Raw genomic sequence first — 20044 nt, 5'->3', positions numbered from 1 at the left:
GATGATGGGGCTGAAGGATGGACAAGGAATGGTTCAGGACTTGCCACCGCCCCGGGGCAGCAGTGTCTCCACCATGCCTTTGAGCGACTGCTTCAGGATGCCGCCCGTGTCCACGTCGCCCTTCGCCAGCGCCTGGGCATAGTGCTTCGCCTGCTCGAAGGTGATGTGGGGCGGTAGCAGCGGGACGTCCGGGTCCACGTAGGCCTCGAAGACGACGGGCCGGGTTGCGCTCAGTGCCTCATCCCACGCGCGACCCAGCGACTCCGGCCGGTCCACGCGAATGCCCAGGAAGCCCAGGGACTCCGCATAGGCCGCGTACGGGAAGTCCGGCAGGTCCTGGGACGCGGGCAGCTTCGGGTCGCCGGCCAGCACGCGCTGCTCCCACGTCACCATGTTGAGGTCCCGGTTGTTGAGGACCATGACGATGAAGCGCGGGTCCTTCCACTCCTTCCAGTACTTGGCCACGGTGATGAGCTCCGCGTTGCCATTCATCTGCATGGCACCGTCGCCCACCAGCGCGATGACGGGCCGGTGCGGGAAGGCGAACTTGGCGCCGATGGCATAGGGCACGCCGCAGCCCATGCTGGCCAGGTTCCCGGACAGCGAGGCCATCATCCCCTTGCGCATCTTCAGGTGCTGCGCGTACCAGCTCGTGCCCGACCCCGAATCCGCCGTCAGGATGACGCCATCCGGCAGCCGTGACGACAGTTCGAAGAACACGCGCCGGGGGTTGACGGGATTCGCGCGGTCCATCGCGAGCGCCTCCGCCGTCTTCTCCCACTGCCGCACGTTCTTCACCACGCTGTCGCGCCAGCTCCGGTCCTTCTTGTGCTCGAGCATGGGAATCAGCGCCTTCAATGTCTCCTGACTGTCCCCCACCAGCGCCACCTCCATGGGGTAGCGGATGGCCAGCATCCGGCCATCGAGGTCGATTTGAACGCCCCGGGCCTGTCCCTCCTTCGGGAGGAACTCCGAGTACGGAAAGCTGGTGCCCACCATCAGCAACGTGTCGCAGTCCGACATCAGGTCCCAGCTCGCCTTGGTGCCCAGCAGCCCGATGGAGCCGGTGACATAGGGAACGTCATCCGGCAGCACGGCCTTGCCCAGCAGGGCCTTCGCCACACCCGCGCCTAGCAACTCCGCCACGTGCATCACCTCGTCCGCCGCGGCCTGCGCTCCGGCGCCCACCAGCATGGCCACCTTCTTCCCGGCGTTGAGCACGTCCGCCGCCCGCCGCAAGTCCCGCTCGCGAGGCAGCACTCGCGGCACGCTGTAGCCCACGCTTGAATGGACCGTGCCGTGCGCGTGCGGAGGCTTGTGGTAGGCCTCTTCCTGGACGTCGTTGGGGATGATGACGCACGTCACGGTGCGCTCGTAGATGGCGACGCGCATCGCCCGGTCCACCGCGTGGCGGATGGCGGAGGGGCTGGTCACCATCGTGAGGTATTCGCTGGCCACGTCCTTGAAGAGGGACATCAGATCCACCTCCTGCTGGAAGTGGCCGCCCAGCGCTGAGCGCGTCTGCTGTCCGACGATGGCCACCACCGGCTGGTGGTCCAGCTTGGCGTCATAGAGGCCATTGAGCAGATGGATGGCCCCGGGCCCCGACGTGGCCAGACACACGCCCGGCTCGCCGGTGAACTTCGCGTGCGCACAGGCCATGAACGCGGACATCTCTTCATGGCGCGTCTGCACGAAGCGGAACTCCAACGTGCGCCCGAGCGCGCCGAGGATGCCGTTGATGCCGTCACCGGGATAGCCATAGATGCGGCGGACGCCCCACTGGGACAGGCGGTGGAGCAGGTAATCGGAGACGGTGGCGCTCATGACGGCTCCTCGGGTTCAGGGACGCCATCAAGCTAGGCACCCGGGCACCGCTGCCTGCGGCCGAGCTCCCATCCGCCCGTCCAGCGGCCGGGGCAGCGACCGGGCACTTGTGAACACTTCGAGGCCGGGCGAGCGCGGGGAGTGTCCACCACTGCCCCTTGTGGGGAACGTGCAAGGAAGAAGCCTGGAGGCAGCAGCCGGGCAATGGCCTGCTGCCTCCCGGTCATGGCTCTGTGTATCGCCTTCTTCGTTCCATTCATCGCCGCGGCTTTGGCCGTGCTGATCACCCGGCTGTTCAAGCCATGGGCAGGCTGGGTGCTCGCCCTCTTTCCGGCGGGGCTGGCGGTGTGGTTCGGCGCGCAGGTTCCCGCCAGCGTCCAGGGGGAGGTGCTCTCGCTGACGCTGCCGTGGATGCCGGACCTGGGCATCGACTTCGCGCTGCGGCTGGACGGCCTGTCCCTGCTGATGGCGCTGCTCATCACCGGACTGGGCACGCTCGTGGTCATCTACGCGGGGCGCTACCTGGTCCACCATGAGGTGTTGGGCCGCTTCTACGGATGGCTCCTGCTCTTCATGGGCGGGATGCTGGGCATCGTCCTCGCCGACAACACGCTCCTGCTCTTCGTCTGCTGGGAGGTGACGACCTTCAGCTCGTTCATCCTCATCGGCTTCGAGCACAAGGAAGACGCCGCCCGAGAATCCGCGCAGCGGGCCCTGCTCATCACCGCGCTGGGCGGACAGTCCCTGCTGGTGGGCCTGCTCCTGATGGGCGACGTGGTGGGCACGCTGTCCATCTCCGGCACCATCGCCGCCTCGGACACCGTGCGCGACAGCCCCCGCTACCTGGCCATCCTCCTGCTGGTGCTGGGCGGCGCCTTCACCAAATCAGCGCAGATGCCGTTCCACACCTGGCTGCCGGGCGCGATGACAGCGCCCACGCCCGTGAGCGCGTACCTCCACTCCGCCACCATGGTGAAGGCTGGCGTCTTCCTGCTGGCGCGGCTGTCGCCTGTCCTGGGAGGCACACCCCCGTGGGAAACCATCCTCACCATCGTGGGCACGATGACGATGGTGCTGGGCGCCCTGCTGGCGCTGGGGCACACGGACCTCAAACTGGTGCTCGCGTACGCGACGGTGAGTGTCCTGGGGGCCTTGGTGATGTTGCTGGGGCAGGGCACCGCGGCCTCCATCCAGGCCATGGTGACGTTCCTCACCGCGCATGCGCTCTACAAGGGCACGTTGTTCCTGGTGGCGGGGTCGGTGGACCACGAGACGGGCACGCGCGACGTGGCGCACCTGAGCGGGCTGCGCAAGCGCATGCCGATGACGGCCGCGGCCTCCGCGGCCGCCTCCTTGTCGATGATGGGCCTGCCCCCGCTCTTCGGCTTCGTGGGCAAGGAGCTCATCTACGAGGCCTGCCTGGAGGGCCCAGGGGGCTGGCCCCTGGCGATGGGGGCCACGGTGGGCTTCGGCGGCATGGTGGCCGCGGCGCTGCGCGTGGGCGTTCAGCCCTTCGCGGGCAAGACGTTCCGCGCGAGCAAGCCGGAGTCGAAGGTCCACGAAGCGCCTCCGTCCATGTGGATGGGGCCCGCGCTGCTCGGCGCGGCGGGGCTGATGTTGGGCCTGGTGCCCTGGGCCATCCAACCCCTGCTGGCCATGGCGGCGGTGGACATTGGCGGGAGCCAGGCGGGGGGCCTCGAGCTGTCGCTGTGGCACGGCGTGACGCCCGCCCTGGGGTTGAGCGTGGGGAGCCTCGTCATCGGCGGGAGCCTCTTCGCGCTGCGCCAGCCGGTGCTGAAGGGCCTGCGCGCCCTGAATCTGTCCAACCACGGCCCGGAGCGCTTCTACCAGGCCTCCCTGAGCGGCCTGCTCAAGCTGTCCTCGTCGATGACGCGGGTGCTCCAGAACGGCTCGCTGCACCAGTACATCGTCGTCACCCTGGCCACGTTCGGCGGACTGCTTGCGCTGGCCGTCTTCCTGCGGCTGGGGGAATGGCCCCGGGGCGTGTCCAAATACGTGCTGTCTCATGAAGTGGTGGTCCTGGTGGGCATCCTGGCGGCGGCGGTGCTGGCCGTGGTGTCGCGCTCGGCGCTGACGTCCATCCTCGCGCTGGGCGCGCTGGGCCTGGCGGAGGCGCTGCTGTACGTGTTCTTCGGCGCGCCGGACCTGGCCATGACGCAGATCGTGGTGCAGACGCTCACCGTCATCCTGTTCGCGCTCGTCTTCTCGCGCTTCCCGGTGCAGCCGCATGAGCACCGCTTCCGCTGGTGGACGGCGGCCCTGCCCCTGGCCGTGGGCGGGCTCATCACCTGGATCATCTTGCACGTGGCCTCGACGCCCTCGCACACGCGGCTGGCGGACTTCTACGCAACGCAGAGCGTGCCCGCCGGCAAGGGGCTGAACATCGTCAACGTCATCCTGGTGGACTTCCGGGCGTTCGACACCCTGGGAGAGGCCACCGTGCTGGCGACGTCCGGACTGGGTGTCTATCTCCTGTTCCGCACGCGCTCGCAGCGAAAGAAGAGGCAGGTATGAACCCCGTGGTGATGCACACCGTGGCGCGGCTGATGGCCCCGGTGCTGCTGCTCGTGTCCCTGGTGCTGGCCGTGCGTGGCCATGACATCCCCGGTGGCGGCTTCGTCGGCGGGCTGATGGCGGCCACGGCGTTCGCGTTGCTGATGGTGGCGTTTGGCCGGCCCGCGGCGCGCAAGCAATTGCGGGTGCACCCCACCCGGTTGGCCGCGGCGGGCCTGCTGGTGGCGCTCTTCAGCGGCGTCCCTTCGATGATGGAAGGCCGGCCCTTCCTGTCCGGAATCTGGGGGCGGTTGCCCGTGCCGGGGACGGATGGATTGAAGGTGGGCACCCCGCAGCTCTTCGACCTGGGCATCTATCTGGTCGTCCTGGGGACGGCCATGTGCTTCATCCTGGGCATGGCCCGGGGCGAGGACACCACGGCGCCGGAGATGGGGGGCTAGGCATGGAACTGTTCCTCGCCATCACCGTGGGCGGCCTCTTCGCGGCGGGGTTCTACTGCCTGATGCTCCACAGCATCGTCCGCATCGCGCTGGGGCTGGTGCTGCTGGGCAGCGCCACCAACCTCCTGATCTTCACCATCAACGGGCTGCAGCGCGGCTTCGCGCCCCTGGTGCCCGAAGGCCAGGAGGCCCTCACCCCGCCCTTCGCGGACCCGGTGCCCCAGGCCTTCATCCTCACCGCCATCGTCATCAACTTCGGCCTGCTCGCGCTGCTGCTGGTGCTGGTGCACCGCGCCGCGCAGGAGACGGGGACCGATGACACGCGGGCCCTGCGCACCGAGCTGAAGGACTCCCAGCGATGACGCCCTCCACGCTGCTCAGCCTGCCCATGATCCTGTGCCTGGGCGCCGCGGCCGCGGGGCTGCTCGCCCCGTCACGCGCGTGGCCGCGCCGGTGGCTGGCGCTGATGACCATGGTGTCCCTCGCCGTGGTGGGCGCGATGCTGCTGGTGACGGTGCGCCGCGAAGGCATCCAGTCCATGCAGGTGGGCGGGTGGGCGGCGCCCTTTGGCATCACCCTGGTCGCGGACCTGCTGAGCGCCTTGCTGGTGCTCGTCACCGGGGTGATGGGCCTGACGGTGGTCTCCTACTCCGCGGCCACGCTCCCAGCGTCGAAGGAGGCGGGCGCCTACTACCCACTGGTGCTGGTGCTGGTGGGCGGCGTGTGCGGCGCGTTCCTGACCGGAGACCTCTTCAACCTCTTCGTGTGGATCGAGGTCATGCTGGGCGCCTCGTTCGTGCTGCTCGCGCTGGAGGCCCGCCAGGAGCAGCTCGAAGCGTCCATCAAATACATGTCGCTGAGCCTCATGGGCTCGGTGGTGCTGCTGTGCGCGGTGGGCCTGCTGTACGGGGCGGCGGGCACGCTGAACCTGGCGGACCTGGCCGTCACGGTGCCGGGCCTGGGCACGCCGAACCTGATGACGGCCGTGTCCATGTTCTTCCTGGTGGCCTTCGCGCTGAAGGCGGGCGCCTTTCCCCTCTTCTTCTGGCTGCCGGCCTCGTACCACACGCCCCCGGCGGCGGTGACGACGCTCTTCTCCGCGCTCCTCACCAAGGTCGGCGTCTACGCCCTGGCGCGCGTGTTCACCCTGGTCTTCACGCAGGACTCTCAGCTCACCAGCACCCTCCTGCTGGTGATGGGCGGCCTCACCATGGTGACGGGCGTGCTGGGCGCGGTGGCGCAGTACGACATGCGCCGGCTGCTGTCCTTCCACATCATCAGCCAGATTGGCTACCTCATCGCCGCCCTGGGGCTGCTCACCCGGAGCGCGCTGACGGCGCTCATCGCCTTCCTCATCCACTACATCTTCGCGAAGTCGGCGCTCTTCCTGGTGAGCGGGGCCACCGCGCGCGTCACCCGCACCTATGACCTGCACCAGATGGGCAACCTGTACCGGACCCAGCCCCTGCTGGCCGCGCTGTTCTTCATCCCCGCGCTGTCGCTCGCGGGCGTGCCGCCCTTCTCCGGGTTCTTCGCCAAGCTGGCCGTCATCCAGGCCGCGCTGCGGGCCGAAAACTGGATCATCGCGGGAACGGCTGTCGTCGTGGGCCTGCTCACCCTCTTCTCCATGATGAAGATCTGGCGCGAGGCCTTCTGGAAGGCGCCGCCGGAGGACCAGCCGCAGGAACCCACCCGGCCGCTGAGCCTGGGAGACGGCGTGCTCGGGCCCTGCATGGCGATGACACTGTTCATGGTCGTCCTGGGCCTGGGCGCCGAGCCACTGCTGGAGCTGGCGGACGCCGCCGCGGGCCAGTTGCTGGACCCGGAGGAGTACGTGCGGGCGGTGCTGGGGGGACGCCCATGACCGCGTTCCTCTGGAACCTGATGCTGGCGCTCCTCTGGGCCGCGATGCTGGGGAACGTCACTTCGGAGAACCTCCTCACGGGGTTCATCATCGGCTTCGTGCTGCTGGCCCTCATCGACACGCAGCATGTGCCCTCGCGCTATGGGACGCAGGCGTGGAACGTGGTGCGGCTGGTGGCGGGGGTGGGCTGGGACGTGCTGGTCGCCAACGTGCGGGTGGCCTACGAGATTGCGACGCCCAAGCTCCTCACCCGTCCCGCCATCTACCGCTACGACATGGAGGCACGCACGGACGCGGAGATCACGCTGCTGACGCTCATCGTCACCTTCGCGCCGGGCACGCTGGCCCTGGAGGTGTCCGAGGACCGCAAGGCCATCTACGTCCACGTCATGTTCGCCACCACCCGGGAGGCGTTCTGCCAGGAGCTCCGCGAGCGCGTGGAGATTCCACTGTTGAGGGCACTGCGATGAGCGACTGGCTGCAGACCATCACCCAGGGGGCCCTCGGGGCCATCTCCGTCTCGATGCTGTTCTCGCTCCACCGGCTGCTCCGAGGTCCGTCGCTGACGGACCGGGTGGTGGCGCTGGACCTCTTCTCGCTCCAGACGTCGGCGGTCATCACCGTCTATGCCCTTTGGATGGGACAGCCCGAGCTGGTGGACGTGGCCCTGGTGCTGGCCGTCATCGGGTCCATGGGCACCATCGTCATCGCCAGGTACCTCTACAGCGCGCAGAGGGGCACGCCATGAAGGAAATCATCACCGCGGTGTTGCTGGTGTTGGGGGCGTTGCTGATGCTCCTGGCGGGGCTGGGCCTGTTCCGGATGCCGGACCTGTTCCTGCGGCTCCACGGGGCCGCGAAGGCGTCCTCGCTGGGCGTGGGCCTGCTGATGGGCGCGGCGGCGCTGGGCCTGGGAGACGTCAGCGTGGTGGCCCGCGCGGCGCTGGGCGTCACCTTCGTCTTCGTCATGACGCCCGTGGCCACGCTGCTCATCGCGCAGGCGGCGTTTCGCGCCGGCATCCCGCTCTGGGAGCGCACGCACCAGAACGACCTGGAGGAACACCACCCCGCTGGAGGTCCGTACGAGCCACGCCTGGGGCCCGACGGCGAGGAATGAACGCCGTGCCTCCAAGGTCCACCGGGCCACGGCAAGCCGCTCCGCCCGGCGCCTGGGGCTACTGGCCCCCTGGACCGGCACAATGCCCGCCAGGCCGCGAACGACGCGCCCGGGAGACACTACGCGCGGCATGAGCGCGCGAGGAACACTGCCGCCAGGCCCCGGCCCATCCCGTCATGGGCCGGGACGAATCAGAAGGAAGGTGGCGCCATGGACCGCACGCGGCAGCGGGAGCTCCAGGCGAAACACGCGGACGCAGTGGCCCACTGGAGCCTGGTCCGGGACGTGCTCATCGCGGGAGGGCTGGTGGGCACGCTCGGCGCATGGGTCATGGCCGCGCTGGCCTTGTTGCTGGGCAGCATCACCCAGGGCGACCTCTGGTACGCGCCACGGCTGGTGGGCGGCGTGGTCTTCAGGGACGCGCCCGCTGGGACCGCGGCGGTGGTGCTCGGCTTCGCCCTGCACTTCGCGACGGCGGGAGGGCTCGCCACCGCCTTCGCGATGCTGGTGCCTCGAGGTGGCTCGGCACTGACGGCCGTGATGCTGGGCCTGCTCGCGGGCCTGACGCTCCAGGCCGTCATGCCCGTGCTGGTCGTCCCCTGGGCCGCGCCCCCGCTGGAGCGAGCGGGACCGCCCATCGCCGCGTTCCTGCTCCTGCACCTGGTCTTCGGCGCGTGCCTGGGCGTCCTGACGCCTGTCCGGAAGGCCTTGCTCCTCCTGGATGCGAAGCGCCGTGGCGTCCGGGCACTCCCGGTACCGCCGCACTGAGCCCGCGGCTCGGGCGCATCAGGGCAGCGGCAGCCAGGGCGGCGCCACGCGAGGGGGGCCGCTTCGTTCGGTGCCCGGCAACCGCGACACGGGAAAGGGCCCTGGCGGCAACGTCGGCCACGCCCGGGCCGCGGCTTCCGCCAACACCAGCCCCACGAGGATGCCAACGAAGACACCCGCGGTGCCGATGACGAGCCGGGGCCCGCCGGGCCGCTCCACCAGGTGCATGAAGAAGAAGGCAATCAGCACGGCCTTGCACAGCGCGATGCCGAGCGCGACCGGCACCGCCCACACCCCCAGGTGCAGCCTCGACAGCCCGAAGGACAGCGTGGCCAGCGCCAGCAACACGGCTCCGACGGCCAGCACCCGGACCCCGCCCCGCATGCGCGCCTCCTCACGTCAGGTACAGCAATGGCCAGAGGAACAACCAGACGACGTCCACCAGGTGCCAGTACATCCCACCCAGCTCCACGGGCGTGTGGAAGCGGGCCCCGAACTCCCCCGCCAGCGTCCGCAACGCCAGCGTGACGAGCACGCCCACCCCCACGAGCACATGCACCGCGTGCACGCCAGTCATCACCCAGTACAGCGTGAAGTAGAGGTTGGCGCCGGGAAGGGCGAACGCCTCATAGGCGTACCAGGCGCCGGGCAGCGCCCCGTCATGCACGTGCTTCGTGTACTCCGCGGCCTTGATGAACAGGAACGCGATGCCCAGCAGCACCGACAGCGCGAGCAACGCCGCCGCGGCGAAGTCGCGTCCATTCCGGATGGCATCCACCGCGAGCGCCACCAGGATGCTGCTGACCACCAGCACGAAGGTGTTCAGCGTCCCCAGGAACACGTCCATGTGCGCGGGCGCCTGCTGGAACACACCGGGATACGTCAGCCGGTACAGGGCATACGCGGTGAACAACACCGAGAAGAGCAGCACCTCCGTGGCCAGGAAGATCCACATGCCCAGGTGCGCGGCGTCCTGGCGGGACGCCTCGTCTCCAAAGTGGAGGGCACGGGGCTCCACCGGGCGCTGGCTCGCCTCATGCCGCATGCTCCACCTCCGTGTTGGCGCCAGGGTTCGCGTAGTCGTGGGGCGGCCTGGGAAACCAAGGCGGCGCATGGAAATTGAACTCGGGGGGCGGTGAGTCGCTGAGCCACTCATAGCCCTCGCTGCCCCAGGGGTTCCGCCCCGCCGCGCGGCCATGCCGCAGCGACCAGCCCAGGTAGATGGCGACGATGAGGAAGCCGAAGCCCAGCAGGGACGCCCCAGCGGTGGACGCCACGTGCAGCGGCTGGAACTCCTCCGGGTAGTCCGCGTACCGGCGGGGCATGCCCAGATTGCCCAGCAGGAACTGAGGCAGGAAGGTGGCGATGAAGCCGAAGATGATGAGCACCGCCGTCCCGATGCCCATGCCCTCCGGGTACATGCGGCCGCACATCTTCGGGAACCAGTAATGCAGCGCCGCGAGGAAGGCCATCAGCGACGCGCCCACCATGATGAAGTGGAAGTGCGCCACCACGAAGTACGTGTCATGCCAGTGCAGGTCCGCGGACGTGACGGCCACGGCGACCCCGCTCATGCCTCCGAAGAAGAGCAGGAAGATGAAGCCAAGGACGTAGGTGAACGGCGTGGAGACCCACAGGCTCCCTCGGTACATGGTGCCCAGCCAGGTGAAGATCTTCATCGCCGTGAAGATGGCCACCAGCATGGACAGCACGCTGAACGCGCCCGCCCCGAAGGTGGACTGGCCGGAGACGAACATGTGGTGTCCCCAGGTGAGGAACCCCACGAAGGAAATGCCCACCGTGCTCCAGACAATCACCCGGTAGCTGAAGGGGCGCTTGCGGCTGAAGGCGCACACCGTCTCGCTGATGACGCCCATGCCCGGCAGCACCATGATGTAGACGGCCGGGTGGCTGTAGAACCAGAACAGGTGCTGGAAGAGCAGCGGGTCCCCTCCCCGGCTCGGGTCGAACAGCCCCGCGCCCGCCACCCGCTCCAGCGCCACGAGCACCAGCACCATGCCCAGCACCGGCGTCGCGAGCACCTGGATGATGGACGTGCCGTAGATCGCCCACACGAAGAGGGGCACCTTCATCCACGTCACACCGGGGGCCCGCAGGGTGTGAACGGTGGTGATGAAGTTGATGCCGGTGATGATGGTGGAGAACCCCACCACGAAGACGCCCAGAAGCACGGGCATCACCTCCCGCCCGGTGGCGGTGCTGTAGGGCGTGTAGAACGTCCACCCCGTGTCCACGCCGCCCTGGAACACGCCCCACAGCGTCATCACCGCGCCGAGCACGTAGAGGTAGAAGCTGGCCAGGTTGAGCCGGGGGAAGGCCACGTCCCGGGCGCCAATCATCAGCGGCAGCAGGAAGTTGCCGAAGGCCGTGGGGATGGATGGGATGAGGAAGAGCCACACCATGACGACACCGTGCACGGTGAAGGCGCGGTTGTAGGCCAGCCGCCCCATCACCGTTTCACCGGGCGTCAGCAACTCCACGCGCAGGGCCAGGGCGAACACGCCGCCCAACAGGAACATCAGCAGCAGCACGCCCAGGAACATCACGCCAATGCGCTTGTGGTCGCGCGTGGTGAGCCAGGACCAGAGCCCTCGCTCCGCGTCCAGGTAGCTGGGCGCCGCCACGGGGGACTCAGCGTGGGAGGGGGCCATACGTGGGCTCCTGGGAGGATGGTGGCTCCGGAAGTTCCGGCTGAAGCGACTTGATGAACTCGACGAGCGCGCCCACTTCGCCCGCGCTCAGGCGTCCGTGGAACGACGGCATCACCGGCGCGTAGCCCGCGACCACCTTCGCCAGTGGGTCCATCATCGACTCGGTGAGGTACGCCACGTCGACGCGCACGCTGCCTCCAGAGGCCAGCGGCTCATCGCGCCCGTACAACCCCAACCAGGTGGGACCGATGTGCGGCGTACCGTCAATGGTGTGGCACTGGAGACACCCTTGCCGCGCGGCGACGTCCTCCCCCCGCCGGGCAAACGGTCCCTGGGTGCCCGCCTCCTCGGCTGCCGTGTCCGCCACCCACGTCGGCTGGGCCCGCTGCCGGGCTCTCCATGCCTCGAAGGCCGCGGGCTCCAGTGCCACCACCTCGGCGCGCATGTGCGAATGGTCCAGGCCGCAGTACTCCGCGCACAGCACCTGGTAGCGGCCCGGCCTCAGGACCTCCAACCAGATCTCCGTGTAGCGCCCGGGCAACGCATCCATCTTCAAGCGGAAGGCGGGGACGAAGAAGGAGTGGATGACGTCGCGCGACGTGAGCAGCAGGCGCACGGGCGTGCCGGTGGGAACGTGCAGCACGCCCACCATCCCCGGCCCGTCCGGGTAGGCGAACTTCCACATCCACTGCTTGCCAGTGACGTAGACGTCCAGGGCGTCCCGAGGCGGCGTGCGGGCCCACACGTAGTCCCGGAAGCCCAGCGCGCCCCAGAGCAGGAAGAAGGACAGCGGCACGCCGGCGAACGCGGCCTCCATCCAGGTGGGCGCGGCCATCGCCGGCGCCTCCGAGGGCGCACGTCCACGCCGGTAGCGCACCAGGAAGAAGAGTCCGGTGAGGCCAATGCCGGCGCCCACCACGAAGGTGGTGCAGATGATGAAGAAATGCAGCTGGTCCACGCGTGTGGCCAGCGACGAGGCCGCCTCCGGGAGGAACAACATGCGCCGCAGCAGGTCACTCATGGCCGCGCCCCCTCCTCCGTGGAGAGGACCTGCTCCAGGGCCTGCTCCACCGGAATGTGGATGACCCCGGCGTCCCGGTCCACCCAACCGTACCCCCGCAGCCGCGCCCGCTGTGCCTCGCGCAGCCGGGGCGCGGCGTCCTCCCGTTTGAAGAGCCGCTGGTTGACGTCCGCGACCTCGGAGACGCCAAGCGTCGGTGGAAAGCCCGCGGGCGCCCAGGGCGCGTACTCGCGCACGCTCCATCGGATCAAGAGCAACGCGATCCCGACCACGAACAGCCACGCGCACCCCACCCCTGCGATGTGCCGCGTGGGGAGCATCCGGGGCTCTGGCGGCGGTGGAATGAAGCCCTCGCTCATGACCGGGGCACCCGCAGCGAATGAGGCAGGAACGGGTCTCTCACCGGCACCGTGTAGCCGCCGCGCGAGAGCAGCCACCACGCGGCCACCGTCCAGCCCCCAACGCCGGCCCACGCGGTGACGCTGGTCCAGTGGAACGACGCCGTCCCGGGATGAAGCGCGGGAAACACCAGCCAGTAGACGTCCAGCGCCCGCATCAGGAGCAGCCACGCCCCCACGACGGCGAGTGCCCTTGGGTCCTGCTTCAGGCGCCGGAGCAGCAGCAGGAAGAACGGCACGACGAAGTGCCCCACGGCCAGCACCACCGCCACCGCGAGCCAGCCACCGTCGAGGCGCGCGCGGTACCACGTCACCTCCTCCGGAAGCGACGCAATCCATATCAGCAGGAGCTGCGAGAAGGCGCCGTACGCCCACAGGCAGACGAAGGCGAGCAGCAGGGTCCCCAGCCGGAGGAAGTGCGCCGGTCCCATCAACGCGCCGAACTGTCCCGCGCCCCGCGCCGTGGCCGCGACGACGGCCACCAGCGCGAGCGCGCCCACCACGGCCCCACAGCCGAGCGTCAGGGCGTACACGGTGGACTCCCACAGCGGCTCCAGCGACATCAGCCAGTCCAGGCTGGCGAAGGACAGGCACAGCACCATCAGCGGCAGCGAGCCCGCTCCCAGCTTCCGCTGGTACAGCGTGAAGCGCACGGCCCGCTCGGTGATGGCCGGCTCCGCGTCCTGCCGCACCGACCACCGGTAGAGCAGGAGCCCCACCACGCTCCAGACGGCGAAGTAGAAGACCGCCCGGCCCAGGAAGAAAGGCACGTTGAGGTACGGCTTCTTGTGGGCCAGCAGGTGCACGTCATGCGCGCTGAGGTCGGCGGGAATCGCCACCCACGGAAACAGGTGGGGCATCGTCAGGACCACGGGGACGAACAACAGCACGAACACCGGGCTGCTCGCGGCCATGACCTCCAGCGGCCGCCGCAGCACGGTGGGCCACCTGGCGCGGGAAGCGTGAAACGAGGCCAGGATGATGAGGGCCCCCAGACTGAGGGTCAGCCAGAACGCGAAGGCGAACAAATAGCCGTACGCGGCCTCCCGGGGCGCGGCCACGCCCCCCAGCAGGGTGGCGAGGAGCCCCAGGCCTCCCACCGCGACGGCGCCCCACACCACGCGTCGCCCCAGGTTCAGGCGCGTCAGGACCGTGGCCGTCATGGCGTGCCCCCCTCGGGTGCCCGCATGAGCGACTCGCGCGCGTCGTCGGGCGCGGCGGACAACGGCGCGCGCTGGCTGTACGCGAGCACCCGCAGCCAGGCCACGACCTTCCAGCGCGCCTCGGGCGTGAGCGCATCCGCGTAGGAAGGCATCAACCCGTAACCTCCGGTGATGACCGAGTAGTAGAAGCCCGGTGAGTGCGGCAGCGCATCCCATCCAGGGGACACCGGGCGAGCGCCCTCCCCTGCATCCGCGGGCATCACCGCTCCATGCTCGGGATGCGAGTGCGCCTCGCCATACAGCGAAGGGGGCGACCGGGCCCCCATGTTCTGCGCGACGATGCTCTGCCCATCTCCCAGCAGTCCGTGACACGGCGCGCACCAGGTCTCGAAGTGGGCGCGCCCCTCCCGAAGCGTGTCGGGTGTGATCGGCACGGGGAGCTGCTCCACCTCCACCCAGCCTCCGTCCGGAGAGCCCCGGCGGATGTACGCGGCCTCCTGGAAGTACCACTCGCGCGCCACCGTGCCGGGCACGAGGGGCCGCATCGACCGCGCATCCGCGAAGTACGGGTTGGCGACGAACGCCCCGTCACGCGCCTGCACCCGCATCGGGTCCAGGTCCACACATGCGGGCACGCCCACGAGCCCGAAAACCACCAATGCCAGACGTCCGCTCATGAACGTCCCTCCACCGCGAGCACGACCTCGGCGCCGAGCCGCCGGAGCGCGCCTTGCGCCGCGTCCGCGCCCTCCGCGTCGTCGACCGCGACCGCCAGCCAGAACCCATCGATGCTGGCGCTTCGAAACGCCTCCAGGCCGAGGAACGGATGGGTCACCCGCGGCAGGCCACACGCCACGATGACGCCCATGAAGAGGGCGCACGCCGACGCCAGGACCCCGGACTCGAAGGTGATGGGAATGAAGGCGGGGCCGCTGTGCAACGGACGTCCGCCCACGTTCAGCGGCCAGTCGATGGCCTGCGTGAACCACTGCACGACGTAGGCGCCCACCGCGCCCCCCACCCCGGCGATCAACCCCAACAGTGGCAGGCGCGATGGGGGCAGTCCCAGCACCGCCTCCACGTCCTCCACGGGGATTGGAGTGTGCGCATCCAACCGGAGGAAGCCGGACGCCCGCAGCGCCCGGGCAGCCTCCACCATCCGCTCCGACGAGCGGAACTCGCCCAACACCCAGCGGCTCATCGCGCCCCTCCTTCCCGCGCCGACACTTCATGGGCGAAGGCCTCGGAGGCCTCGACCTGGTGCTGAAGCTCCTTCACCTCGCTGATGGGCACCGGCGGCAGGAAGCGGAGGAACAGCAGGAAGCCCAGGCCGAAGAGCCCCACGGTGCCTGACAGCAGGCTCAGGTCCACCCAGGTGGGCGCATAGTGCCGCCAGCTCGAAGGCAGGAAGTCCTCGCTGAGCGAAGACACGATGATGACGAACCGCTCCAGCCACATGCCCACGTTGACGAGCAGCGCCGCGAACCACAGCACCAACGGCCGGGTGCGCATCCGGGCGGACCAGAAGAGCTGGGGCACCAGCACGTTGCAGGTGAAGACGGTCCAGAACGCGGGCGCGTAGGGGCCGGTGCGCAGCATGCCCATCGCGTGCATCTCGTAGGGGTCTCCGCTGTACCAGCCGAAGAAGTGCTCCTGCACGTAGCCGTAGGCCACGAAGAGGCCGGAGACCAGGAGCAGCCGCGCCAGCGCGTCCAGGTGCGCCTGTGTCACCACGGTGTACAGGTGGAGCGCGCGCCGGGCGGGAATCAACAGCGATAGCACCATGGCCAGGCCGGAGAAGATGGCGCCCGCCACGAAGTACGGCGGAAAGATGGTGCTGTGCCAGCCCGGCAGCTGCGCCACGGCGAAGTCGAACGAGACGATGGTGTGCACCGATACGACGAGCGGCGTCGCCAACCCCGCGAGCATCAGGTACCCGATGCGCCAGTGACGCCAGTGGCGGGCGCTCCCCCGCCACCCCAGCGACAGCACGCCCCAGACGCGGCGGCGCCAGAGCTGCTTCGCGGTGTCCCGCGCGGTGGCCAGGTCCGGCACCATGCCCAGGTACCAGAACAGCACCGACACGGTGAGGTACGTGGTGACAGCCACGATGTCCCACGTCAGGGGCGACCGGAACTGCGGCCACATGCGCAACGAGCTGGGATACGGCACCAGGTAGTAGAACTTCCACGGCCGCCCCAGATGCAGCAGGGGGAACAGCGCCGCGCAGATGAGCGCGAACAGCGTCATCGCCTCCGCGATGCGGTTGACGGAGCTGCGCCACTTCATGCCGAACAACAGGAGGATGGCGGAGATGAGCGTGCCCGCGTGGCCAATGCCAATCCACCAGACGAAGTTGATGATGCCGAACGCCCAGGCCACGGGGATGTTGTTGCCCCACGTCCCCACGCCCGTGGCGAACGTGATGGTGATGGCCACCACCAGCAGCCCCGTCAGCGCGGCGCATACGCCGACGAGCGCCCACCACCCCTTGCCCGGCGCGGTGAGCACCGGGCGCAGCAACGCCTCGCTGAGCTGCGCGTCCGGACGACGCTCCTCCAGCAAGGGGTGGACGACCAGTGGGTCCGCCGTCACCGGGGCCAGGGGCAGAGGCTCGCTCATCCGGAGACCTCGCTCGGATTCTTGAGGCGGATCAGGTGGACGGTGCGCGGCCGCGTCCCCAGGTTGTTCAACAGGGCATAGTGGCGCGGGTCCTGATGCAGCCGCGTGACGGGGTCCTCCGGCTGGCTCAGGTCACCGAAGACGATGGCCTCCGTGGGACAGGCCTGCTGACAGGCGGTGCGCACCTCCCCCTGCCGGATGGCGCGCTGCTCCACGCGCGCAGTGATGCGGGCGGATTCGATGCGCTGCACGCAGTACGTGCACTTCTCCATCACCCCGCGCGAGCGCACCGTCACCTGGGGGTTGCGGTACATCCGGTCCAGCAGGCCGCCGCGGTTGTACTCCAGGTAGTTGAAGCGCCGGACCTTGTAGGGACAGTTGTTGGAGCAGTACCGCGTGCCGACACAGCGGTTGTAGACCATCTGGTTGAGCCCCTCGTCCGAGTGGACGGTGGCGGCCACGGGGCACACGTACTCGCAAGGTGCGTACTCACAGTGCACGCACATCAGCGGCTGGGTGATGACGGACGGGTTGTCCGCGTCCCCCATGAAGTAACGGTCGATGCGCAGCCAGTGCATCTCCCGACCGCGCCCCACCTGGTCCTTGCCCACCGCGGGGATGTTGTTCTCCGCCTGGCACGCCACGACGCAGGCGCTACAGCCCGTGCAACGGTGCAGGTCGATGGCCATGCCCCAGCGGTGGCCAGCCTCTTCCGGCGCGGGCCGCGGTGGATACAGGTGTTCCTTCGGAGCCTGGAGGTCGGGGAGTCGCGCATCGCCCTGTGCCGCGAACCGGGCGGCGGTCGTCTGGAGCGCCACGGGCCGGCCCTCCATATGCCAGTGCTCCTGCGTCAGCGCGAAGTCGTGGTGGCCCTGCACGCGCGTGAGCTGTCCCCCGGCAGCCCACCAGGGCGAGTCCTGGAAGCGCAGCGCCTGTGCGTCGAAGCCCACGCCGCGCGCCACTGGACTGCCCATGCGCTGGCCGTACCCCAGCGGCAAGGTCAGCGTGTCATCGGCCTGCCCGGGGACCACCAGCACGGGCGCATCCACGGCGCGGCCTCGCAGCTCCACGCGCACGCGGTTGCCTCGCGCCAGCGACAAGCGCGAAGCCGTGGCGGGGCTCACCCACACGGCATTGTCCCAGGTGAGCTGCGTCACCGGATCCGGCAGTTCCTGGAGCCAGGGATTGGCGCCGTAGCGGCCGTCATGGACCTTGGTGTCCACGGCGAAGTGCAGCTCCAGGCCGTCCCCCGGGGGTGGCAGCGCCCGCACCGCCGCGAGCACCGCCGCGGTGTCCACGGCAACCTGTTGCACGGGGAGCTGCGTCCCGGGGATGACGCCCTCCGCGAGCCAACGCTCCCAGGCATCCTCGAAGCGTCCCGTAGCGCCCGCGTGCTCACGCCACTGGGCGCGCAGCCGCTCGTAAGGCGTGGTCGCCAGTTCACCGGTGAAGGCCGCCAGCACCTCCAACGGCGGCACGGCGCCCTCCAGCAACGGCGCGATGAGGGGCTGCAGGATGGTGGCGGTGCCATCCACCGCGCGCCCGTCCTCCCATGCCTCGAATGGATGCGTGGAGGGCACGGACCAGGACACCCGCGCGGTGGTTTCGTCGTCATGGCGCGCGCAGTACACGGCGTCCTCCACCCTGCCCAGGACCTCCCCGAGCGGAAGGTCCGTGGGCGCGCGGTAGACGGGGTTCCACGCGGTGATGAGCAGCGTGTCCACCGCGCCCGCCTGGATGTCCGCCACGAGCGCTGGCAGGGCCGCTGCATCCGGCGCGGGCGCCAGGAGCGACTCCACGCACCGCACCTTCCCCCCGTGCAACGTCGCGTTGAGCAGGTGCGCCAGCGCATGGACCGCGGCGGGTTGGGACTCCCCCACCACGATGAACGCCCGGCGCCCCTGCTCCATCAGGTCCCGCGCGGCTCCCACCACCCAGCGGCGCTCCGAGTCCTCCAGCGCCGACGCTCCACGTCCGAGCGCCGTCCATTCCTCGCGTCCCAGCATCCGCCCCAGCTCCACCGCGAGCGCCTGGGCCACCCACGGCACGCGGGACGGGCGCGCCCGGAGCCGTTCGTCCGCGAAGGCCCCCGTGAGGCTCAAGCGGCTCTCCACCACCCAGAGGCGGTTGAGCGCCGGAGGCATGCGCGCGGAGACGAACTCACGCGGGGCGCGAAGACCTCCTGTCAGCGTGGACAGGAAGTCGTCATCCAGCGACACCACGGCGCGCGCGGCGCCCCAGTCGGGCATCGCGCACAGCGGCCGGCCCCACGCGAGCCGGGCGCCCGCGAGTGCGTTCCCCGTCTGCGTGGAGCTGAAGGGCACCACCCGGGCCTTCGGGAAGCGTGCCTGGATGCGCTCGAAGGTCCGGGTCCAGAGCGGTGACGCGGTGGGCTCTACCAACAGGCGCAGCCCCGCCCCCGCGTCTTGCCGCGCGGCGCGACGGCGCAGCATCTGGAAGCACTGGGCCAGGGAGGTTGGCGCCCCGCGATGGCGCATGGCCCGGGCACGGTGCGGGTCATAGAGCCCCAGCAATGACGCCTGCTCCTGCGCGCCCGCCGCGCCCAGGCTCTCCGGATGGGAGGGATTGCCCTGCACCAGCGTGGGCCGTCCCTCCTGGCTGCGCACCAGCACACCGCGCACGAACCCGCCCAGCGCGATGCCCGTGGCGTAGTGAAGGGGAATGCCCGGGGTGATCTCCGGCTGCGGCCGGGAATACGGCAGCACCTTCTCCGGCGGCGAGCGGAAGCAGCCCGCCAACCCCGCGGCGGCGCCGCCAAACGCGGCCAACTCCAGCAACACGCGCCGGGACAGCCCCTGGGGGGGCGCATCGGCCTCCTGGGGAAACTCGCCCGGTTCGGGCGCGGGCGCGATGCCCTGGCGCTCCTCCAGGCTGCGCCAGGGCTCGGGCTCCGTCAGGACGGGGAGCGGATATTCCTCGGTCAGCGGTGGCATGTGGAGCACTCGGTCCGGGGCGATACATCCAGGGTCCGCATCACCACGAGCCCTACCTCCCGGGCCGGGCCGGCCGGGCTCCACGTCATGTCCGCGACGTGTTCAGGAGGCCGCAGGTGGGGCGCCGGGTCGCGGTGACACTCCAGGCACCACCCCATGGTGAGCGGAGCCACCTGCTCCACCAGCGGCATCTGGTCCACGCGGCCGTGACAGCTCACGCACCCCACGCCCTTGTGGACGTGGATGGCATGATTGAAGAAGACGTACTGCGGCAGCCGGTGGACGCGGTTCCACGGGATGGGCCGGTCCTCGAAGTAGCTCTGGCGCACGGGCGCCAGGAGCGCGCTCTCGTTCCAAATCTGCGCGTGGCAGCCCATGCACCGGCTGGTGGGCGGAATGCCCGCAGAAGGCCCCCGCCAGGCCCCGTCATGGCAGTAGCGGCAGCCGATGCCCTCGTCCCCCGCGTGGTGGCGGTGGTCGAACTGCACCGGCTGCTGCACGGGCTCGAAGGCGCCGGTCCCCAGCGGATTGCGGGCCAGCAGCAGCAACGCCATGGACGTTGCCACCGGCAGCACGACCATCAGGCCGAGCACGCCCCGCAGTACTCCATCGGTCGCTGGTGGAAAGAGACCCATACACCGCCCAGGCAGTCGCAGGCCTGCCC

Annotated in this window: 20 protein-coding genes; 8 read left to right on the top strand and 12 right to left on the bottom strand. The window is 69.7% G+C overall.

Translation table 11 applies throughout. The features are described from left to right. Positions 1–33 precede the first annotated feature (33 nt). Complete coding sequence (locus FMQ63_RS22335) at positions 34–1827, bottom strand: thiamine pyrophosphate-requiring protein (protein ID WP_011553869.1); 1794 nt, start codon at positions 1825–1827, stop codon at positions 34–36. A 225-nt stretch (positions 1828–2052) separates the two neighbouring features. On the opposite strand from FMQ63_RS22335, the gene mbhE reads away from it, so the two are divergent. The 8 genes from mbhE to FMQ63_RS22295 all read left to right on the top strand — a co-directional run bounded on the left by mbhE (position 2053) and on the right by FMQ63_RS22295 (position 8550). Next, the gene (gene mbhE, locus FMQ63_RS22330; RefSeq protein ID WP_026114104.1) at positions 2053–4362 is read left to right on the top strand and encodes a hydrogen gas-evolving membrane-bound hydrogenase subunit E; all 2310 of its coding nucleotides are present in this window, start codon (positions 2053–2055) and stop codon (positions 4360–4362) included. Continuing rightward, the gene (locus FMQ63_RS22325) at positions 4359–4802 is read left to right on the top strand and encodes a Na+/H+ antiporter subunit B (protein WP_020478089.1); all 444 of its coding nucleotides are present in this window, start codon (positions 4359–4361) and stop codon (positions 4800–4802) included. The genes mbhE and FMQ63_RS22325 overlap by 4 nt, the downstream gene beginning before the upstream one ends. Before the next feature lie 2 nt (positions 4803–4804). Then, positions 4805–5164 (top strand): NADH-quinone oxidoreductase subunit K, encoded by a 360-nt coding sequence (locus tag FMQ63_RS22320; protein WP_011553870.1) that lies wholly within the window; start codon positions 4805–4807, stop codon positions 5162–5164. Then, a complete protein-coding gene (locus tag FMQ63_RS22315) occupies positions 5161–6666 on the top strand; it encodes a proton-conducting transporter membrane subunit (protein WP_011553871.1) in 1506 nt (501 codons plus the stop codon). Before FMQ63_RS22320 ends, FMQ63_RS22315 begins: the two co-directional genes overlap by 4 nt. After that, positions 6663–7136 (top strand): Na+/H+ antiporter subunit E, encoded by a 474-nt coding sequence (locus FMQ63_RS22310; RefSeq protein WP_011553872.1) that lies wholly within the window; start codon positions 6663–6665, stop codon positions 7134–7136. Before FMQ63_RS22315 ends, FMQ63_RS22310 begins: the two co-directional genes overlap by 4 nt. After that, entirely contained in the window at positions 7133–7414 is a 282-nt protein-coding gene (locus tag FMQ63_RS22305) for a monovalent cation/H+ antiporter complex subunit F (protein ID WP_011553873.1), read from the top strand. Before FMQ63_RS22310 ends, FMQ63_RS22305 begins: the two co-directional genes overlap by 4 nt. Next, positions 7411–7782, top strand: coding sequence for a monovalent cation/H(+) antiporter subunit G (mnhG, locus tag FMQ63_RS22300; RefSeq protein WP_011553874.1), 372 nt, complete (start codon positions 7411–7413; stop codon positions 7780–7782). Before FMQ63_RS22305 ends, mnhG begins: the two co-directional genes overlap by 4 nt. Positions 7783–7992: 210 nt before the next feature. Beyond that, the gene (locus FMQ63_RS22295) at positions 7993–8550 is read left to right on the top strand and encodes a hypothetical protein (RefSeq protein ID WP_011553875.1); all 558 of its coding nucleotides are present in this window, start codon (positions 7993–7995) and stop codon (positions 8548–8550) included. A gap of 18 nt (positions 8551–8568) precedes the next feature. Here FMQ63_RS22295 and FMQ63_RS22290 read toward each other — a convergent pair whose 3' ends face one another. From FMQ63_RS22290 to FMQ63_RS22240, 11 genes are read right to left on the bottom strand one after another with little or no spacing between them, the layout of a single operon-like run. After that, positions 8569–8934, bottom strand: a complete 366-nt coding sequence (locus tag FMQ63_RS22290) for a cytochrome C oxidase subunit IV family protein (protein ID WP_011553876.1) — start codon at positions 8932–8934, stop codon at positions 8569–8571. 10 nt (positions 8935–8944) lie between these two features. Further along, on the bottom strand, positions 8945–9595 hold the full coding sequence (locus tag FMQ63_RS22285) for a cytochrome c oxidase subunit 3 (RefSeq protein ID WP_020478090.1): 651 nt from the start codon (positions 9593–9595) through the stop codon (positions 8945–8947). Continuing rightward, entirely contained in the window at positions 9585–11222 is a 1638-nt protein-coding gene (gene ctaD / locus FMQ63_RS22280) for a cytochrome c oxidase subunit I (protein WP_011553878.1), read from the bottom strand. The genes FMQ63_RS22285 and ctaD overlap by 11 nt, the downstream gene beginning before the upstream one ends. After that, positions 11203–12243 carry a cytochrome c oxidase subunit II gene (coxB, locus tag FMQ63_RS22275; protein WP_011553879.1) on the bottom strand — a complete coding sequence of 347 codons (1041 nt, stop codon included), beginning with the start codon at positions 12241–12243 and terminating at the stop codon, positions 11203–11205. Before coxB ends, ctaD begins: the two co-directional genes overlap by 20 nt. Continuing rightward, on the bottom strand, positions 12240–12602 hold the full coding sequence (locus FMQ63_RS22270; protein ID WP_011553880.1) for a hypothetical protein: 363 nt from the start codon (positions 12600–12602) through the stop codon (positions 12240–12242). Before FMQ63_RS22270 ends, coxB begins: the two co-directional genes overlap by 4 nt. Further along, complete coding sequence (locus tag FMQ63_RS22265; protein ID WP_011553881.1) at positions 12599–13804, bottom strand: hypothetical protein; 1206 nt, start codon at positions 13802–13804, stop codon at positions 12599–12601. The genes FMQ63_RS22270 and FMQ63_RS22265 overlap by 4 nt, the downstream gene beginning before the upstream one ends. Further along, a complete protein-coding gene (locus tag FMQ63_RS22260) occupies positions 13801–14481 on the bottom strand; it encodes a cytochrome c (RefSeq protein ID WP_011553882.1) in 681 nt (226 codons plus the stop codon). Before FMQ63_RS22260 ends, FMQ63_RS22265 begins: the two co-directional genes overlap by 4 nt. Next, a complete protein-coding gene (locus FMQ63_RS22255; RefSeq protein WP_011553883.1) occupies positions 14478–15005 on the bottom strand; it encodes a DUF3341 domain-containing protein in 528 nt (175 codons plus the stop codon). The genes FMQ63_RS22260 and FMQ63_RS22255 overlap by 4 nt, the downstream gene beginning before the upstream one ends. Beyond that, positions 15002–16426, bottom strand: coding sequence for an NrfD/PsrC family molybdoenzyme membrane anchor subunit (gene nrfD, locus FMQ63_RS22250; protein WP_011553884.1), 1425 nt, complete (start codon positions 16424–16426; stop codon positions 15002–15004). The genes FMQ63_RS22255 and nrfD overlap by 4 nt, the downstream gene beginning before the upstream one ends. After that, the gene (locus FMQ63_RS22245; RefSeq protein WP_216608997.1) at positions 16423–19380 is read right to left on the bottom strand and encodes a Fe-S-cluster-containing hydrogenase; all 2958 of its coding nucleotides are present in this window, start codon (positions 19378–19380) and stop codon (positions 16423–16425) included. Before FMQ63_RS22245 ends, nrfD begins: the two co-directional genes overlap by 4 nt. After that, entirely contained in the window at positions 19368–20015 is a 648-nt protein-coding gene (locus tag FMQ63_RS22240; RefSeq protein ID WP_011553886.1) for a cytochrome c3 family protein, read from the bottom strand. Before FMQ63_RS22240 ends, FMQ63_RS22245 begins: the two co-directional genes overlap by 13 nt. Positions 20016–20044: the final 29 nt, after the last annotated feature.

Origin of the sequence: Myxococcus sp. CA005 (assembly GCF_006518205.1) — a bacterium.
Classification (GTDB): Bacteria; Myxococcota; Myxococcia; order Myxococcales; family Myxococcaceae; genus Myxococcus; species Myxococcus xanthus.
The sequence above is the reverse complement of the archived record's forward strand: the minus strand, read 5'-3'. Positions and strand labels throughout refer to the sequence as shown.

Bases quoted from the DNA above. Each gene is read 5' to 3' on its own strand.
- FMQ63_RS22290 (WP_011553876.1), bottom strand. From the start codon at position 8,934: ATGCGGGGCGGGGTCCGGGTGCTGGCCGTCGGAGCCGTGTTGCTGGCG.
- FMQ63_RS22270 (WP_011553880.1), bottom strand. From the start codon at position 12,602: ATGAGCGAGGGCTTCATTCCACCGCCGCCAGAGCCCCGGATGCTCCCC.
- FMQ63_RS22285 (WP_020478090.1), bottom strand. From the start codon at position 9,595: ATGCGGCATGAGGCGAGCCAGCGCCCGGTGGAGCCCCGTGCCCTCCAC.
- FMQ63_RS22335 (WP_011553869.1), bottom strand. From the start codon at position 1,827: ATGAGCGCCACCGTCTCCGATTACCTGCTCCACCGCCTGTCCCAGTGG.
- coxB (WP_011553879.1), bottom strand. From the start codon at position 12,243: ATGAGTGACCTGCTGCGGCGCATGTTGTTCCTCCCGGAGGCGGCCTCG.
- FMQ63_RS22295 (WP_011553875.1), top strand. From the start codon at position 7,993: ATGGACCGCACGCGGCAGCGGGAGCTCCAGGCGAAACACGCGGACGCA.
- FMQ63_RS22240 (WP_011553886.1), bottom strand. From the start codon at position 20,015: ATGGGTCTCTTTCCACCAGCGACCGATGGAGTACTGCGGGGCGTGCTC.
- FMQ63_RS22315 (WP_011553871.1), top strand. From the start codon at position 5,161: ATGACGCCCTCCACGCTGCTCAGCCTGCCCATGATCCTGTGCCTGGGC.
- FMQ63_RS22260 (WP_011553882.1), bottom strand. From the start codon at position 14,481: ATGAGCGGACGTCTGGCATTGGTGGTTTTCGGGCTCGTGGGCGTGCCC.
- mnhG (WP_011553874.1), top strand. From the start codon at position 7,411: ATGAAGGAAATCATCACCGCGGTGTTGCTGGTGTTGGGGGCGTTGCTG.
- FMQ63_RS22265 (WP_011553881.1), bottom strand. From the start codon at position 13,804: ATGACGGCCACGGTCCTGACGCGCCTGAACCTGGGGCGACGCGTGGTG.
- FMQ63_RS22320 (WP_011553870.1), top strand. From the start codon at position 4,805: ATGGAACTGTTCCTCGCCATCACCGTGGGCGGCCTCTTCGCGGCGGGG.
- mbhE (WP_026114104.1), top strand. From the start codon at position 2,053: ATGGCTCTGTGTATCGCCTTCTTCGTTCCATTCATCGCCGCGGCTTTG.
- nrfD (WP_011553884.1), bottom strand. From the start codon at position 16,426: ATGAGCGAGCCTCTGCCCCTGGCCCCGGTGACGGCGGACCCACTGGTC.
- FMQ63_RS22305 (WP_011553873.1), top strand. From the start codon at position 7,133: ATGAGCGACTGGCTGCAGACCATCACCCAGGGGGCCCTCGGGGCCATC.
- FMQ63_RS22255 (WP_011553883.1), bottom strand. From the start codon at position 15,005: ATGAGCCGCTGGGTGTTGGGCGAGTTCCGCTCGTCGGAGCGGATGGTG.
- ctaD (WP_011553878.1), bottom strand. From the start codon at position 11,222: ATGGCCCCCTCCCACGCTGAGTCCCCCGTGGCGGCGCCCAGCTACCTG.
- FMQ63_RS22325 (WP_020478089.1), top strand. From the start codon at position 4,359: ATGAACCCCGTGGTGATGCACACCGTGGCGCGGCTGATGGCCCCGGTG.
- FMQ63_RS22245 (WP_216608997.1), bottom strand. From the start codon at position 19,380: ATGCCACCGCTGACCGAGGAATATCCGCTCCCCGTCCTGACGGAGCCC.
- FMQ63_RS22310 (WP_011553872.1), top strand. From the start codon at position 6,663: ATGACCGCGTTCCTCTGGAACCTGATGCTGGCGCTCCTCTGGGCCGCG.